This window comes from Niveispirillum irakense DSM 11586, assembly GCF_000429645.1.
Lineage (GTDB): Bacteria > Pseudomonadota > Alphaproteobacteria > Azospirillales > Azospirillaceae > Niveispirillum > Niveispirillum irakense.
In genome coordinates this window covers 16,672-30,889 of the sequence record NZ_AUCG01000001.1, presented here as the reverse complement: position 1 = coordinate 30,889, position 14,218 = coordinate 16,672, and the positions used below count along the sequence as shown (strand labels likewise).

The 14,218-nt window shown below is 62.9% G+C and carries 11 protein-coding genes; 8 read left to right on the top strand and 3 right to left on the bottom strand.

Annotated features, from left to right (window positions below; all coding sequences use genetic code 11):
* The first annotated feature begins 24 nt into the window (after positions 1 to 24).
* The 4 genes from G473_RS28795 to G473_RS0100100 all read left to right on the top strand — a co-directional run bounded on the left by G473_RS28795 (position 25) and on the right by G473_RS0100100 (position 6,524).
* Complete coding sequence (locus tag G473_RS28795; protein WP_051329708.1) at positions 25 to 1,248, top strand: c-type cytochrome; 1,224 nt, start codon at positions 25 to 27, stop codon at positions 1,246 to 1,248.
* A gap of 207 nt (positions 1,249 to 1,455) precedes the next feature.
* On the top strand, positions 1,456 to 3,504 hold the full coding sequence (locus G473_RS0100110) for a hydantoinase/oxoprolinase family protein (protein ID WP_029011432.1): 2,049 nt from the start codon (positions 1,456 to 1,458) through the stop codon (positions 3,502 to 3,504).
* A 15-nt stretch (positions 3,505 to 3,519) separates the two neighbouring features.
* Positions 3,520 to 5,391, top strand: a complete 1,872-nt coding sequence (locus tag G473_RS0100105) for a hydantoinase B/oxoprolinase family protein (protein ID WP_029011431.1) — start codon at positions 3,520 to 3,522, stop codon at positions 5,389 to 5,391.
* A 254-nt stretch (positions 5,392 to 5,645) separates the two neighbouring features.
* The gene (locus G473_RS0100100) at positions 5,646 to 6,524 is read left to right on the top strand and encodes an alpha/beta hydrolase family protein (protein ID WP_029011430.1); all 879 of its coding nucleotides are present in this window, start codon (positions 5,646 to 5,648) and stop codon (positions 6,522 to 6,524) included.
* Here G473_RS0100100 and G473_RS0100095 read toward each other — a convergent pair.
* From G473_RS0100095 to G473_RS0100085, 3 genes are all read right to left on the bottom strand, one after another.
* Positions 6,510 to 6,719, bottom strand: coding sequence for a helix-turn-helix domain-containing protein (locus tag G473_RS0100095; RefSeq protein WP_154667194.1), 210 nt, complete (start codon positions 6,717 to 6,719; stop codon positions 6,510 to 6,512). The genes G473_RS0100100 and G473_RS0100095 overlap by 15 nt on opposite strands.
* A 202-nt stretch (positions 6,720 to 6,921) precedes the next feature.
* Positions 6,922 to 7,284 (bottom strand): hypothetical protein, encoded by a 363-nt coding sequence (locus tag G473_RS0100090; protein ID WP_035704760.1) that lies wholly within the window; start codon positions 7,282 to 7,284, stop codon positions 6,922 to 6,924.
* Positions 7,284 to 8,522, bottom strand: coding sequence for a class I SAM-dependent methyltransferase (locus tag G473_RS0100085; RefSeq protein WP_029011427.1), 1,239 nt, complete (start codon positions 8,520 to 8,522; stop codon positions 7,284 to 7,286). The genes G473_RS0100090 and G473_RS0100085 overlap by 1 nt, the downstream gene beginning before the upstream one ends.
* Before the next feature lie 216 nt (positions 8,523 to 8,738).
* Here G473_RS0100085 and G473_RS0100080 point away from each other — a divergent pair, with 216 nt between their 5' ends.
* The 4 genes from G473_RS0100080 to G473_RS0100065 all read left to right on the top strand — a co-directional run bounded on the left by G473_RS0100080 (position 8,739) and on the right by G473_RS0100065 (position 14,203).
* Complete coding sequence (locus G473_RS0100080) at positions 8,739 to 9,764, top strand: DUF1838 family protein (RefSeq protein ID WP_029011426.1); 1,026 nt, start codon at positions 8,739 to 8,741, stop codon at positions 9,762 to 9,764.
* Between the two features lie 155 nt (positions 9,765 to 9,919).
* On the top strand, positions 9,920 to 11,275 hold the full coding sequence (locus tag G473_RS0100075; protein WP_029011425.1) for an MFS transporter: 1,356 nt from the start codon (positions 9,920 to 9,922) through the stop codon (positions 11,273 to 11,275).
* Positions 11,276 to 11,294: 19 nt separating this feature from the next.
* A complete protein-coding gene (locus G473_RS0100070) occupies positions 11,295 to 12,515 on the top strand; it encodes an MFS transporter (protein WP_035704793.1) in 1,221 nt (406 codons plus the stop codon).
* Positions 12,516 to 12,622: 107 nt separating this feature from the next.
* Positions 12,623 to 14,203 (top strand): FAD-binding oxidoreductase, encoded by a 1,581-nt coding sequence (locus tag G473_RS0100065; protein WP_029011423.1) that lies wholly within the window; start codon positions 12,623 to 12,625, stop codon positions 14,201 to 14,203.
* Positions 14,204 to 14,218 lie beyond the last annotated feature (15 nt).

The window sequence follows — 14,218 nt, the reverse complement described above, 5'->3', positions numbered from 1 at the left end:
AACGGGGCGGAGGGGTAACAGATAATGGAACACCGTGACGCGAACAGGCCGTTGGAGAAAATCCTGGCCTATATGCTGCCGGCTCTGGTGCTGGTGCATGATGTGCTGACCATGTTCCTGCTGCGCGCCGATAAGGCAGCACCTATTCGCGAGCAGTTGCGCGGCTGGCATTATTTTCTGGGCACCGCGCTGTTCCTGTATGCGGTCATGCGCCTCTGGCAATGGTTGAAGGGCAGGGCACCGGGGCCGCAGGCCCCGCTGCCGCCCCGCGCCCGTTCCTGGACCATGACCCTGGTCAACGCCACCTATCTGATGTTCTTCATTGCGCCGATACTGGGTGTGTTCGTGGTGTGGAGCCACGGCATGAACCTGCATCTGGGGCCGATCCCGATCCCCGCTTTGATGGGGGAGGATCGGGATATCTGGCTGTTTACCGGCTATTTCCATTCCGGTGTCAGCACCAGCCTTCTTGTCCTGAAACTGGTGGTTTTGCTGACGGCCGTCTGGCTCCTGTTCCGCCATGGTCGCGGGCTGTTCGCCGCTTTCCCGCCGGGCTATGGCCTGTTCATTCTGTTGAGCTTCAGTTCATCCGTCTTCGCGCTGTCCACGTTCAAATCCTATGAGCGGGGGCCGGCGGCGGTGGCCATTTTCCTGGCCATCTGCGGTGCCATCTGGGGTCTGGGCTGGCTGGTGCGGCGTGGCCGCGTCACGCAGGTGGCCGAGCCGCAGGCGGTGCGCGGCGTGGTGCCGGCGGTTCTGGCAACGGCTATCGTTGTCGGCGTCGGCATGTATGGTCCCTATATGCTGTTCCGCGTTTCCCCCTTGGCCCAAGGGCAGCGGGTGGAAGCCGAAGCGCACATCACGTCCCATGACGCCCCGCTGGTGGTGGAGCAATTGCCGCCGGAAACGGAATTCGAGCGGAAGGTCCGGGCCGAAACCTTCAAATGGTGTACCTTCTGCCACACCATGAATAAGGGCGGTGCCCACCTGGTGGGGCCGAACCTGTACGGCATCTTCGGCCAGAAGATCGCCACCGTGCCAAATTTCCCTTATGGCGACAGCCTTGCTGCCCATGGGCAGGCCGGGGAAACCTGGACGGATGAAAATATGGCGAAGTTCTTGAACAACCCGGATGCGTTTGCCCCCGGCACGTCGATGATCATCTCCTCCGGTAACGTCACCGATCCGGACGTACAGAAGGCGATCATCACCATTTTGAAGCGTGAGACGGGTTCGGCAGCGCCGTAACTCCCCTCTCTGCTCGTCTTTTCCTGCTGGTTAAGCCCCGCGCGGTCCCTGGTTTACAGGGGCCGCGAACGGGTTTCTGCACCTTGCTGCTGCGTCTTCCTGAAGCCATCCGCAGAGCGGTCAGGCCGGGGCTGACAGGATGGAGCCGACGCGCCTTTCCGCTACTGCTGACACAGAGATTTTGACCTTCCAGACATGGGGGATGTGATGGGTTACCGCTTGGGCGTCGATGTGGGGGGCACCTTCACCGACCTGCTGCTGTTCAATGACAATACCGGGGCCTTCTGGCGCCATAAGACCCCTTCAACCCCCGCCGACAGTTCCGTCGGCATCCTGAACGGTGTCACGGCCATCTGCGAAAAGGCCGGCATCACCCCGGCGGACGTGGAGTTCTTCCTGCACGGCACGACGGTGGCCACCAACGCCGTGCTGGAGGGCAAGGGCGCCAAGGTCGGCCTGATCGTCACCGAAGGCTATCGCCAGATCATGCAGATCGCGCGCTCCTTCGTGCCGGGTGGTCTTGCTGGCTGGATCGTCTGGCCGAAGCCGGAGCCGCTGGCCAAGCTGGAAGACACGTTCGAAATCAAGGGCCGCATGACCGCCCATGGTGAGGAACTGCGCCCCATCGACGATGCTGATATCCGTGCCGCCCTGGAAAAGCTGAAGGCGCGCGGTGTTGAGGCAGTCACCGTTTCACTGATGAACGCCTATCTGAATGGTGCGCATGAGAAGCGCGTCGGTGAACTGGCGGCAGAAATCCTGCCCGGTGTGCCGGTGTCGCTTTCCCATGAAGTCCTGCCCGAGATGCAGGAATATGAGCGCACGCTGACCACGGTTGCCAATGCCTCGGTCCGCCCCATCGTGGGCCGTTATGTCCGCAACCTGCGTGAAAAGCTGCGTGGTGGTGGCTTTGCCGGCAGCCTGTCGCTGCTGCGTTCTGATGGCGGGCTGATGTCGTCGGAAAAGTCGGAAGAACATCCCGTCTCTCTGCTGATGTCCGGCCCGGCTGGTGGCGTGACCGGGGCGCTGTGGGTGGGTGCCAATAGCGGTATCCGTAACATCCTGACCCTGGATGTGGGCGGCACCTCCACCGACGTGGCCCTGATCGAAAACCTGGACCCGCGCCGGGTGCGCACGACGGAGGTTGGCCATCTGGCGGTCCGTGCCTCTTCCCTGGATGTGAAGACGGTGGGTGCCGGTGGTGGCTCCATCGCCTATGTGCCGGAACTGACCAAGGCGCTGCGCGTCGGCCCGCAATCGGCCGGTGCCGTGCCGGGCCCGGTGGCCTATGGCAAGGGCGGCACGCTGCCGACCGTGACCGATGCCAATGTCGTGCTGGGCTACCTGCCCGAAGCCTTGCTGGGTGGCACCTTCAAGCTGGACCGGGAGGGTGCCAAGAAGGCGGTGCAGACCATCGCTGACACGCTGGGCATTGATCTCTATGCTGCCGCCCGCGGCATCATTGATATCGTGAACGAGAACATGTTCGGCGCGCTGCGCATGATCTCCGTTCAGCAGGGTTATGACCCGCGCGACTTCGCCCTGATGGGCTTTGGTGGCGCCGGCCCCTTGCATGTCAATGCCGTGGCGCGCCTGATGGGCTCCTGGCCTGCCGTGTCGCCCGTCTCCCCCGGCGTGCTGTGCGCCCTGGGTGATGCCACGACCCGCATGCGTACCGAGACCGCCCGCTCTTTCTCCCGCCGGTTTGATGAGACGGATGAGGCGGAAGTGCTGGCCGTACTGGATGCCATGGCCAAGCAGACCCGGGAAGAGCTGCGGGCCGAGGGCATCAAGGACGAGGATATCACCAGCCTGTTCGAGATTGACGTGCGCTATGAAGGCCAAGCCTTCGAGGTGCCGCTGTCCATCGACCCGGAAACGCTGCATCGCGACGGGCTGGCCGGCGTCACCAAGCGCTTTGACGATGAGCATCACCGCCTGTTCACCTTCAACATGAAGTCCGCGCACGAACTGGTGAATCTGCGCGCCGTGGCCCTGGGCCCCGTGCTGGACCTGCCGGCGGCTGAACTGCCCCAGGGCAATGGCGATCCATCGGCGGCCAAGATCCGCGATCATGAATTGTGGATGGACGGCAAGATGGTGCCGGCCGTGATCTATGACCGGTCCAAGCTGAAGGCCGGTGACCTGATCCAGGGCCCCGCCATCGTCATCGAAATGGACAGCACGACGCTGATCGAAGCCGCCTGTGACGGCCTGGTCGACCGCGTCGGCAATATCTTGATCAACCCGCGCTGAAGGGGAGTGTGATCCATGCCCGCACAGATCATCCAGACCAATACCACCCCCTTCAACAAGGTCACCATCGACCCGGTGACGCTTGAGGTCATCGAGAACGCCCTGCGCAATGCCCGTATCGAGATGGATGCCACCCTGGTGCGCACCGCCATGTCGCCCGGCATCCGGGAGCAGGGTGACGCCTTCCCGCTGATCGCCGACCGTACCGGCCAGATGATCGTCGGCCAGTTCGGCTCCTATATCGGCCCCTTCCTGGACGGGTATGAGGGCACGGTGGAGGAGGGCGACATGATCATGTTGTCCGACCCTTACTCCGTCGGTGGCGCCATCAGCCATCTGAATGACTGGCTTGTCCTGCTGCCCGTGTTCAAGGATGGCCGTCTGGTCGCCTATACCTCGATGTTCGGGCACCAGTCCGATATTGGCGGCAAGGTCGTCGGCTCCATGCCCATCGACGCTACCTCCATCTTCGAGGAAGGCGTGCGCATCCCGCCGGTGAAGATCTATAAGAACGGCGTCTATAATGAGGACGTGATCAAGCTGATCATGGCCCAGACCCGCATGCCGGAATGGTGTACGGCCGACCTGAACGCCCTGATCGCGTCTTGCCGCGTCGCCGCGCGCCGCGTGGTGGAGATGTGCCAGCGGTTTGGCGACGATGTGTTTGCCGCCGCCACTGACGAGTTGCTGGCCCGCAATTACCGCGCCATGAAGCATCTGATCGCCACCTCCATCAGCGAGGAGAAGGTCAGCTTCGAGGATTATCTCTGCGATGACGGCCTGGGCTTCGGCCCCTACAAGATCCGCTGCACCATGCATCGTGAAGGCGATATCGTGGTGCTGGATTTCGAGGGCACCGACCCGCAGAGCCAGGCCTCGATCAATTTCCTGCTGAACGAGAACATGCTGAAGATGTTCTTCGGCATCTACATGATCATGGTCTTCGACCCGCAGATCCTGTTCAATGACGGCTATTACGATCTGATCCGGGTGAAGATCCCCGAAGGCTCGCTGTTGAAGCCGAAATTCCCGTCGGCGCTGTCGGGCCGCACCCACGCGCTGGGCCGCCTGTTCGACATCATGGGCGGGCTGCTGGGCCAGAAGACGCCGGAATTCCTCAATGCGGCCGGCTTCTCCTCCTCCCCGCATCTGTTCTATTCCGGCTATGACGCCAAGGGCCGCTGGTTCCAGTTGTTCCAGATCGGCTTCGGCGGCATCCCCGGACGCCCGCTGGGTGATGGGCCGGACGGGCACTCCCTGTTCCCCGGCTTCACCAACGTGCCGAACGAGTTCCTGGAGCGCTATTTCCCGCTGGTGATCGAGCGGTATGAGACGGTGGCCGACAGTGGCGGTGCCGGCCTGCATCGCGGTGGCAACGGCATTATCATGACCTACCGCTTCCTGGAGCCGGGCGTGATCGCCATCCATGACGACCGCTGGTTCACCTCCCCCTGGGGTGTGAATGGCGGTGAACCCGGAGCGCGGGCCCGCAAGGTCCTGGAAAAGCCGGACGGCACCCAGACTGTCGTCGGTAACAAGCTGGAGAACCTGACGGTTGAAGCCGGCGACCAGCTCCACTTCATCACCTGGGGCGGTGGCGGCTGGGGCGACCCGCTGGCCCGCGATCCCAAGTTGCTGGAGTTGGAACTGGAGCGCGGTCTGGTGACGGCGGAAGGGGCCAAGCGCTACGGTGTGGTACTGGTTGACGGCAAGGTCGACGTGGATGCCACGGAGACGTTGCGGGAGAAGATGCGGACCGCGCGTGGCCCGATCACCGAGATCTTCAATTTCGGTCCCGACATAGAAACCCTGCGCGCCAACAGCCTGGCTGAGACCGGCCTGCCGGCGCCGAAGGCTCCGGTGAAGCCGCGTCACTGGGCGGCTTGAGTTTCGGGCTCTGGCCTCATCGGGTTACTCTGGTGAAGGCCGGGGCCTAACTTAAAACTCTGAACCTATCTGCCTCCCCCGCGAAAGCGGAGGTCCAGGGGCCACAAGAAGAACGGTTGGTGCTCTTGGCCCTGGATCCCCGCTTTCGCGGGGAAAGCACGTTACACCAGGGGACTAAGTTTGTGCCCTTACCCCCACTGGCGTGACCGTTTAAGTTACTGATAAATATTCCACCCTTCTCCCGGAGCCTCTCCATGGCCTTGCTGTCTCGCCGCTTATTGCTGCTGTCCATGGCCGCCACGGCGGCGCTGCCGGCTTTGGCCCAGGGGATTGCGCCCCGTCCTGCTGACCTGACGGTCAAGACCTCTACCGGTCGCGCTGTTCCCGTCAGTGTCTGGAAAGCCCTGGGCCCGGAGAAGGGCCGTATTCTGTTCTCCCACGGTGCCTTGTCGGCGCCGTGGAAGTACCAGCCCCTGGTCGATGCCTGGACCAAGGCCGGCTACAGCGTCCACGCGCCGTTGCATGTCGATTCAACCGACCATCCCGACCGGGACAAGTTCCAGGGCATGGCAAGCTGGTCAGCCCGGATTGAAGATGTGCGTGCGCTGGCCGACCATCTGGGCGGAGATTATATCGCCGCTGGCCATTCCTATGGCGGGCTGGTCGCGCTCTGCCTGGGCGGGTCGGCCATTGCCGTGCCGCCGGAGGTGAAGACCCCGCTGCGCGACCTGCGTGCCAAGGCGGTCCTGGCCTTCTCCCCGCCGGGTGCCGGTATGGGCTTTATCAATCCGGGGGATTACGCACCGCTCGCCGTGCCGGCCCTGATCCAGACTGGTGACAAGGACGTTCCCCCCGGTCCCGGCGGTGACTGGCGCAGCCACCTGCTGCCCTATGAGGAAGCAGCCCCCGGCGGCTATCGCTACGCACTGGTGCTGGATGGGGTGGACCATTATTTCGGCGGTGGCATCTGTCGGCCGGAACTGCCGGGGCCGGTGCAGGCCGACCAGTTGGCCATCGCGACCGATCTGTCGGTCCTGTTCATGCAAGCCCATGCCGGCGGTGACAAGGCCGCCCTGCAGGCTTTGACAGGCCGGTTGTCGGAAACCGGCCCGGCCCGCTTAACGGTCAAGTAGGCGGGGGCGACCGCGACGGGCGGGCTTGATCAGCCCGTCCCGGTTCAACAGGGCCAAGGCTGCACTGGCCGTCCCCCGGCACACGCCGTAATGGGCGGCCAAACCCTTTTGCGTGGTCGGAACCACGCGCGTGGCATCGCCCAGCAACTCTCCACGCAACAGCATATACAGCCGGTAATAGGCTGGGATCATCATCACCACTTCGGGCACGCTTGTGGGCTCGCCCAGGCTGCGTCGAAGGGTATGGTTGTCGAGGGAAAGCTGCATTTTGGACTATGGGTTGTGGTTGGGCCTTCCCCAGACAAAGGCGCCACCCCATGGGTAACGGGGTGGCGTCAGGGAGGCAGTAAAACCGGCAGGCGCCGACAGGGAAAGGGCCAGCCGGATCGGTCGGGCGTCAGGCCCGCGCGATCTCTTCAATGGTGCTGTTATAGCGTTCCTTGGTGTCGGCTTCGGACGCCTCGCGGGCTTCCTTGCGCATCAGATAGAACAGGCGTTCCAGGAAATCCTGGCGCCAGGCTTCGCGGGCCTCCAGCGCTTCCTGGTCCAGCACCAGCTTTTCGATCCCGGCGGCCAGATCGATGCCCTGTTCCTTGGCCACGCGCTCGATGCTGTCGACGCGGTCGTGCAGCACAGACATCTCGTTGGCCATGACCATGATCATTGAGATGGCCTGATCCAGACCGGGCGCATCATAGAATTGCGGGCGCTTGCCCTTGGCGTCTTTGACGACGTGGGGGCGTTCGGCGGTATTGGTCATCAGGCGGCATCCTTGGTGGCGATGGTCTGGGGCTTCTGGGCGATGAAGACTTCCCAGCCGCCGCCCGGCGCATATTCGCCGGCGGTGAATTCACGCTCGGCCACCGCGCTGGCGGCATCTTGGCTATAGCCGGCGGCCTCGCTGGCGGCGAATTCCATGACGGCCATGGGGGCGGTGTCGAACTTGGCGTCAGCCCGGTCGAAACCGGCTTTTTCCGCCAGATCGAACTGGTCCATGTCGCGCATGGCGCCCCAGAACGGCTCGTTATTGTACCAGGTCTCGTTATCCAGGATGAACTGGGTGAACGGATCCATCAGGTCGAACGGCGGCAGATCGGCATGGATCATCAGCCCGCCCGGTGCCAGCAGGCGATGGCATTCCTTGAAGATGCGCGGCATGGCCTTGGCCGATGTCTCATGCAACAGGATATGGCTGACGACCAGATCGAAATGCCCGTCGGGGAAGCGCGTCTCTTCCGCGTTCATCTGCGCGAAATTGACTTCCAGTCCCAATCCGGCCGCGCGGGCATGGGCATAGCGCACGCAAGGCCCGCCGACATCGATGCCCCAGACTTCTGCATCCGGGAACAGTTCCTTATAGGGCAGGGTGGCATGGCCGACGGTGCAGCCCATGTCCAAAATGCGCTTGGGCTTGAAGTCCGGCATCCGGCGCTGCAGATAATTGCAGACCGAGCGGCCCATATCATCATTCAGCGGACCCATATAGCCCATGGCGTAAAGATAGACGCCACGGTCATACAGCGCGCCGACGCTGACATCGTTCTTGGTCACCTCGGTGGCGTAACCGCCAGGCATGCAATGGATGTCCAGCGCTGTGATATAGCGCGGAACCTCAAAATTTTCCGGGATCTCCAGCTTGGCCTTGGTCTTGGCGGACAATTCCGCCGCCTTCTCGATCAGTTCCGGCAATTCCCGGTCCACGGACAGGTTGGTGGCTTCCCAAAGTAATTCCTGCGCGATCCGATTGGCTGCGGCATAATGCTGGAAGTAAAGATCACGGACCATGCCGGCGCGGATATCGCGGCGGTCAGCCGGGGCCCGGCCATGCTCGCGTTCAAAGGCCGGGGCCACCCGGTTCTTATAGATCGGGGTCAGGCCCGGCAGCAGTTTTTGCTGGATGAAGCCCTTGAAGCTCTTGGTGAATTCCTGGCGTGCCGCCTCGTCATGCGTCTGGCTGGGCAGCGCCGGATGGGGCTGTTGCTGGAACGTGTTCAACATGGGCCTTACCCGTTCGCTGTTTAAGGTTGCCTTGATCCCCATTGAAGGGTGGGAAGCGCATGGGGCAAAGGTGCCCGCACCCGTATGACCACCTAGTGGATGTAACCGGCCTTGATCGTTTCCAGGCCGAACCCTTCCGCGTCAGACTTTAACCATCAAGCGAGGGTGCCCCGAGCAGGGCGCCCCGGCCCAAAGGAACAACGGGAGAACGGGATTATGAGTGGACCTGAATTGACGCGGCGCCAGAGCCTTGGCCTTGTGGCGGCGGCGGCAACGGTTGGCACCGTTGGCCTGGGTGGCAGCGTCGTCCGCGCCGCGGCCCCGTCCTTCCAGACCAAGATCGATTTTAAAGATCCGAAATGGAATCGGGATACCTATGTCCGACTGGACGCCGATATTGATCCGACCAAGGAGAAGATCGGTTGGTTCCGGGGCAATGTCTACGGTGTTCGCGATAATGAGCCGGTGCGCACCCTGTTCATTCTGGACGGGTTCAGTTTTGTCCGTACCAAGCGGCTTGAGGATGGTTCGTACCGCCGCATGCTGCGTGAGATTGGCTTCTACCGGGATGCCAAGACCGGCGAGATCATGAAGACTTGGCACAATCCTTATACGAATGAGGATGTGCGCGTCGTTCCCATCGCCAACGATCCCTATAACTACACGATCAGCGAATTCAAGCCGCAGCCACCCAGCTATGGCGGGTTGAACAAGGATAAGCCGCCGCCGGAGCCGTTCCTGCTGGATTGGCGCTATGGTCCCGATGATACGGTGATCCTGACCACCGATATTCATCTGTTCTATCCCAATGCCTTGCAGCCCGACAAATGGGTGCGCGAATCCTCCGGCGCGTTCAACCGCGTGTCGGAACTGTTCACCTATGTGGTGAAGCGCAAGGATCTGGAAAACCCGGCGCTTACCCATGTGAAGTGCGTCGGTTCCTGGTCGCGTATCACACCTTGGCTACCCTGGATGCTGATGGGTCAGGCGCCAGGCCATATCTCCTATTTCTGCTCCTTCGGCGCCTATGACAGCGTGGACCAAATCCCCGCTGACTTGCGCGAAGCTGCCCGCGCCATGGACCCGAAATGGCTGGCTTCACCGACGGAGGATTATGGCCCGTCGCTCTCCAGCATCGAAAATTATGCACGGGAGCAGACACCGGCCCCGGTGCCGACGGGCTGGACCCCACCCCAGCCGCCGCCGCCGCGCACTTTGCCGGCGATGCCGCCGAAGAAGTGATGGAAAGGCCGGACTTTGTTCCGGCCTTTCCCCTTTGCATCTGCTGCCATTCGCATGGTTTGCAGGTGCAAAGGATGATGATCCAGACCGATCGATAAGGAAGGGCGCACCCTGTTCATGTGGCGCCCTTCTCCCCATTCCAAAGGGACCGCTGAATGACCGCCGCCCTTACAGATGCCCCGCCGCCCGCACGGATTGGCCGCCTGGGTCTTGTCGCCCAGATCGGCTATGGCACCGGGCAGATCGCCGGACAGGTGTTCCGCGATGTGCCGTCGCTGCTGCTGCTGTTCTTCATGACTACGGTCCTGGGGATCGAGCCGGCGCTGGCGGGGGCGGCCATTTTCGTACCGAAACTGGTGTGGGGTGTCGGCTGCGACATGCTTGTCGGCATCCTGTCCGACCGCTGGAAGCACCGGTTCCACCGCCGCTGGTGGCTGTTGGCCGGGGTGATTGGCTCGCCGGCCGCCTTCCTGCTGCTGTTCCATGTTCCAGCCGACCTGTCGGTGATGGGCCGTGTCGCCTATGTTGCCGCTGCTTTCAGCCTTTATATGGCGGTATTCTCCAGCTTCTCCGTTCCCTATCTGGCTATTGCCGGCGAATTGTCGGACGATCCGCACCAGCGCACGATCCTGATGTCATGGCGTTTGGTCTTTACCGCCGCCGGCGTCCTGGTTGGCGGCGCGCTGGCCCCGGCTTTGGTGCAGAGCTTCGGGGGCGGCCAGCCGGGTTATGAAGGCATGGCCCGTATCCTGGCCATCATCTGCCCGGTATCGCTGCTGATTGCCTTTTTCGGCGCGGGACGGGCGGCGCGGCAGATGGGAAGGGCACCGGCTATACGCAATGACAAGCGGTTGAGTTTCAGCGGCGCCGTCGCTGTGCTGGCAGCACCGCGCTATTCCATTTTGCTAAGCTCCAATCTGTTGCAACTGATTGGCTCCGGCATGGCCTATGCCTCGATGCTTTATTTCCTGACCTATAATATGGGCCAGGGTGCCGGAGCCTTGCAACTTATCGGCGGGCTGATCATGGCCGCCTGTGGGGGTATCATTGTCGGTCAGCCGCTGTGGGTGAACCTGTCCAGGCGGGTGGGCAAGAAGCCGGTCTATATCCTGTCCGCCATCGGCTATGGCGTTTCCTACATCGTCTGGTCGCTGAATGCGGATCTGGGAACGACCGTTGCCTATGGTTTCTGTTTCGTGGCCGCCATCTTCAATTCCGGCTGGGCCCTGCTCAGCTTTTCCATGATGTCGGATATTGCTGGCGATGACCCCGCCCATGCCGGGCTTTATTCCGCCGCCTGGATTGCGGTGGACAAGATCGGCTTTGCTTTAGGCGGCACGCTGCTGGTCGGCCTCGTCCTCTCCGGTTTTGGTTTCGATTCCGGCAGGGCCATGGCCGGCCTGCCGCAATCCGATGAAGCATTGACCGGCGTGATGCTGGCTTTCGGGGTGCTGCCCGGCCTATTCAATCTCACCGCCGCCGCCCTTTACGGGCGGTATGGCCGGCATTGAGGGGGACGGGGCAATCATCATGGATCGGGCAGAGGAATTCCGGCGCGGCTGGCGACTGGTGCTGGCCGCCGCAACGGGGGTGGGGCTGGGGATCACCGGCCTGACATTCTATACGCTTGGCATTTTCATCGGGCCGCTCAGTCAGGAGTTTGGCTGGTCGCGCACGGCGCTTGCCAGCGCCACGATCCTGACCACCTTGACCACGCTGCTGCTGGGACCGGTGGTCGGCCGGCTGGCCGACCGGTTTGGTGGGCGCCGCGTGGGGTTGGTGTCGCTGATCGGCTTGGCCCTTGGGTTGGGCGGGTTGAGCCTGATCGGCGCTGACCTCTGGAGCTTTTATCTCGCTTTCGGGATTGCCATGGTGCTGGGGGCGGGTACGCTGCCCATCGTCTGGACACGCGCGGTGAATGCCGGGTTCGACAAGGCGCGGGGACTGGCGCTTGGCCTGACACTCACGGGTACGGGCGTCTGCGCCATCCTGGCACCCCCTTTTACCCAATGGCTGATCGCCGAACATGGCTGGCGCACGGCTTATCTGGGGCAGGCGGTTTTGGTGTTGGTGATCGGCCTGCCGATGGTCTGGCTGCTGTTTCATGAGGTTGGGGGCAACAGCGCAGCGGCACCCGACAGGCCTAAAGTCGCGCAGCCGGGGTTCACTGCTGCGCAGGCCCGGCGCACCCGGCAATTCTGGATGCTGGGCATCGGCTTTCTTTTTGCCTCCTTCGCCGTCTCTGCCCTGATCGTGCATCTGGTTTCCATCCTGACCGGCGGCGGGTTGGCACGCGAATCCGCAGTCTGGGCGGCCAGCCTGCTGGGCTTTGCGATTATCGCCGGGCGGTTGGGCATCGGTGTGCTGGTCGACCGGTTTTATGCGCCGCTGGTGGCTTTCAGCATCCTGGTGGTGGCGGGCGTCGCCTGCCTGTTGCTGCTGGTGCCGGGCGGGGGGCTGCCGCTCGCCCTGCTCTGTGTCGTGCTGATCGGGCTGGCCGCCGGGGCAGAGGTGGATCTGGTGGCCTATCTCGCCAGCCGTTATTTCGGTATGCGCGCTTATGGGGAAATCTATGGCTGGCAGTTGGGTTTCTTCGCCCTGGGTGCCGGGCTGGGGCCGATGGGCGTAGGGCGGCTTTATGATGCCACAGGGTCTTATCTGGTGGGGCTGCTGGCGGCTGCCATCGGTTTTATCGTCGGTGCGGTATTGATCGGCCTGCTGGGCCGTTATCCGGAACGCTTCAGCGATTAAGGCGCTCCCCCTGTCCGCTGGCCGGACAGGGGGCATGTCCGGCCCGACGATAAGCGGGGGATGCTGGCAATCTGGCGGCAAATCACGCTCGTCAGGAAAGCCGACCCATGCCGGAAACCCTTGTGGCCGCCGCCGATCTTCTGCCGCAACTGACCGCCCTGCTGGGCCGGGATGCGATAAAGACCGATACAGACAGTTTGGCCTTTTATGGCCATGATGTGCATTCTGCCGGGGCGCCGTTGCTGGCCGTGATCCGTCCGGCAACGCGGGATATGCTGCTGGATGCGCTGGCCCTGTTGAACCGGGCGGGTGTCGCCATTGTGCCGCGTGGCGGCGGGATGTCCTATTCCAGCGGCTATCTGGCGGGAAAGCCGGGCGCGGTGCTGGTGGATACCGGTGCCCTGGACCGGATTATCGAGATCAATGCCAACGACATGTATGTCGTTGTGGAATCCGGGGTGACCTGGACCGCGCTGGATGCGGCGCTTGCCCCCCTGGGCCTGCGCGCGGCCTTCTGGGGCCCTTTCTCCGGCATTCGCGCCACGGTGGGTGGCACCATGTCGCAGAATGCCGTTACCTATGGCACCGGTATTTACGGCACTGCCGTGGACAGTATGCTGGGGCTTGAGGTCGCGCTGGCCGATGGGTCGGTTGTCCGCACCGGTTCCTGGGCGCGGGAAAACAGCACGCCCTTCTTCCGCCATTACGGTCCGGACCTGACGGGCCTGTTTGGCGGCGATGCGGGGGCGCTCGGCATCAAGACGGCTGTTGCCCTGCGGCTGGTCCGCCGCCGGCCCATCAATACCGGCATCTCCTTCGGGTTCCAGACATTCGACCAGATGCTGGGCGCCATGGCTGCCGTGGCGCGGGAAGGGGTGGCGTCGGAGGCCTTCGGCCTGGACCCCTATCTGCAAAAGCAGCGCCTCGGCATGGGCGACCTGAAATCGGATTTAAAGATGCTGCTGGCTGTTGGCCGGGCAGGTCGGGGGCCGCTGGAATCCCTGGTTCAGATGGCCAAGATTGTCATTGCCGGCCGTGGCTTCCTGGACGGGATCAATTATTCCGCCCATTACACCGTGGATGCGTTCGACAAGGATGAGGAACGCTCCATGCTGCGCCGTATCCGCGCGGCGGCATCACCCTTTGGCAAGGAGATCGAGAATTCCATGCCGACGCTGGTGCGCGCATATCCGTTCCCGCCGCTGAACCATATCCTGGGACCGAAGGGGGAACGCTGGGTGCCGGTGCATGGCATTCTGCCCTTCAGCAAGGTGGCCGCCTTCCGCGCCGATCTGGAAAAGCTCTATGCCGATAATGCCGAGGCGATGAAGCAGCACAAGGTGCTGGCGGCGGCCATGTTCTCCACCATCGCGACCCACGGCTTCCTGTACGAGATCGCCTTTTACTGGGAGGATGAGCGGGCCGTCTTCCATGATCATATCCTGGAACCCGATGCCGCAAAAAACCTGCCCCGTTATCCTTCCAACCCGGAAGGGGCGGCTCTCCTGCGGCAGTTGAAGGCGGATGCGGTGGCGCTTTACCACCGTCATGGGGCGGCCCACCTGCAGGTCGGGCGCCTGTACCCCGTTACCCAGGGGATGAACCCGGCAGCCCGCAATCTGCTGGGGGCCGTGAAGGCGCATCTGGACAGCCAGAGTAACAGCAATCCGGGGGCTTTGGGCCTGTAACCGACCGCAGTTCTT

Coding starts and splice junctions, on each gene's coding strand:
- G473_RS28795 (WP_051329708.1), top strand. CDS start 25: ATGGAACACCGTGACGCGAACAGGCCGTTGGAGAAAATCCTGGCCTAT.
- G473_RS0100110 (WP_029011432.1), top strand. CDS start 1,456: ATGGGTTACCGCTTGGGCGTCGATGTGGGGGGCACCTTCACCGACCTG.
- G473_RS0100105 (WP_029011431.1), top strand. CDS start 3,520: ATGCCCGCACAGATCATCCAGACCAATACCACCCCCTTCAACAAGGTC.
- G473_RS0100100 (WP_029011430.1), top strand. CDS start 5,646: ATGGCCTTGCTGTCTCGCCGCTTATTGCTGCTGTCCATGGCCGCCACG.
- G473_RS0100095 (WP_154667194.1), bottom strand. CDS start 6,719: ATGATGATCCCAGCCTATTACCGGCTGTATATGCTGTTGCGTGGAGAG.
- G473_RS0100090 (WP_035704760.1), bottom strand. CDS start 7,284: ATGACCAATACCGCCGAACGCCCCCACGTCGTCAAAGACGCCAAGGGC.
- G473_RS0100085 (WP_029011427.1), bottom strand. CDS start 8,522: ATGTTGAACACGTTCCAGCAACAGCCCCATCCGGCGCTGCCCAGCCAG.
- G473_RS0100080 (WP_029011426.1), top strand. CDS start 8,739: ATGAGTGGACCTGAATTGACGCGGCGCCAGAGCCTTGGCCTTGTGGCG.
- G473_RS0100075 (WP_029011425.1), top strand. CDS start 9,920: ATGACCGCCGCCCTTACAGATGCCCCGCCGCCCGCACGGATTGGCCGC.
- G473_RS0100070 (WP_035704793.1), top strand. CDS start 11,295: ATGGATCGGGCAGAGGAATTCCGGCGCGGCTGGCGACTGGTGCTGGCC.
- G473_RS0100065 (WP_029011423.1), top strand. CDS start 12,623: ATGCCGGAAACCCTTGTGGCCGCCGCCGATCTTCTGCCGCAACTGACC.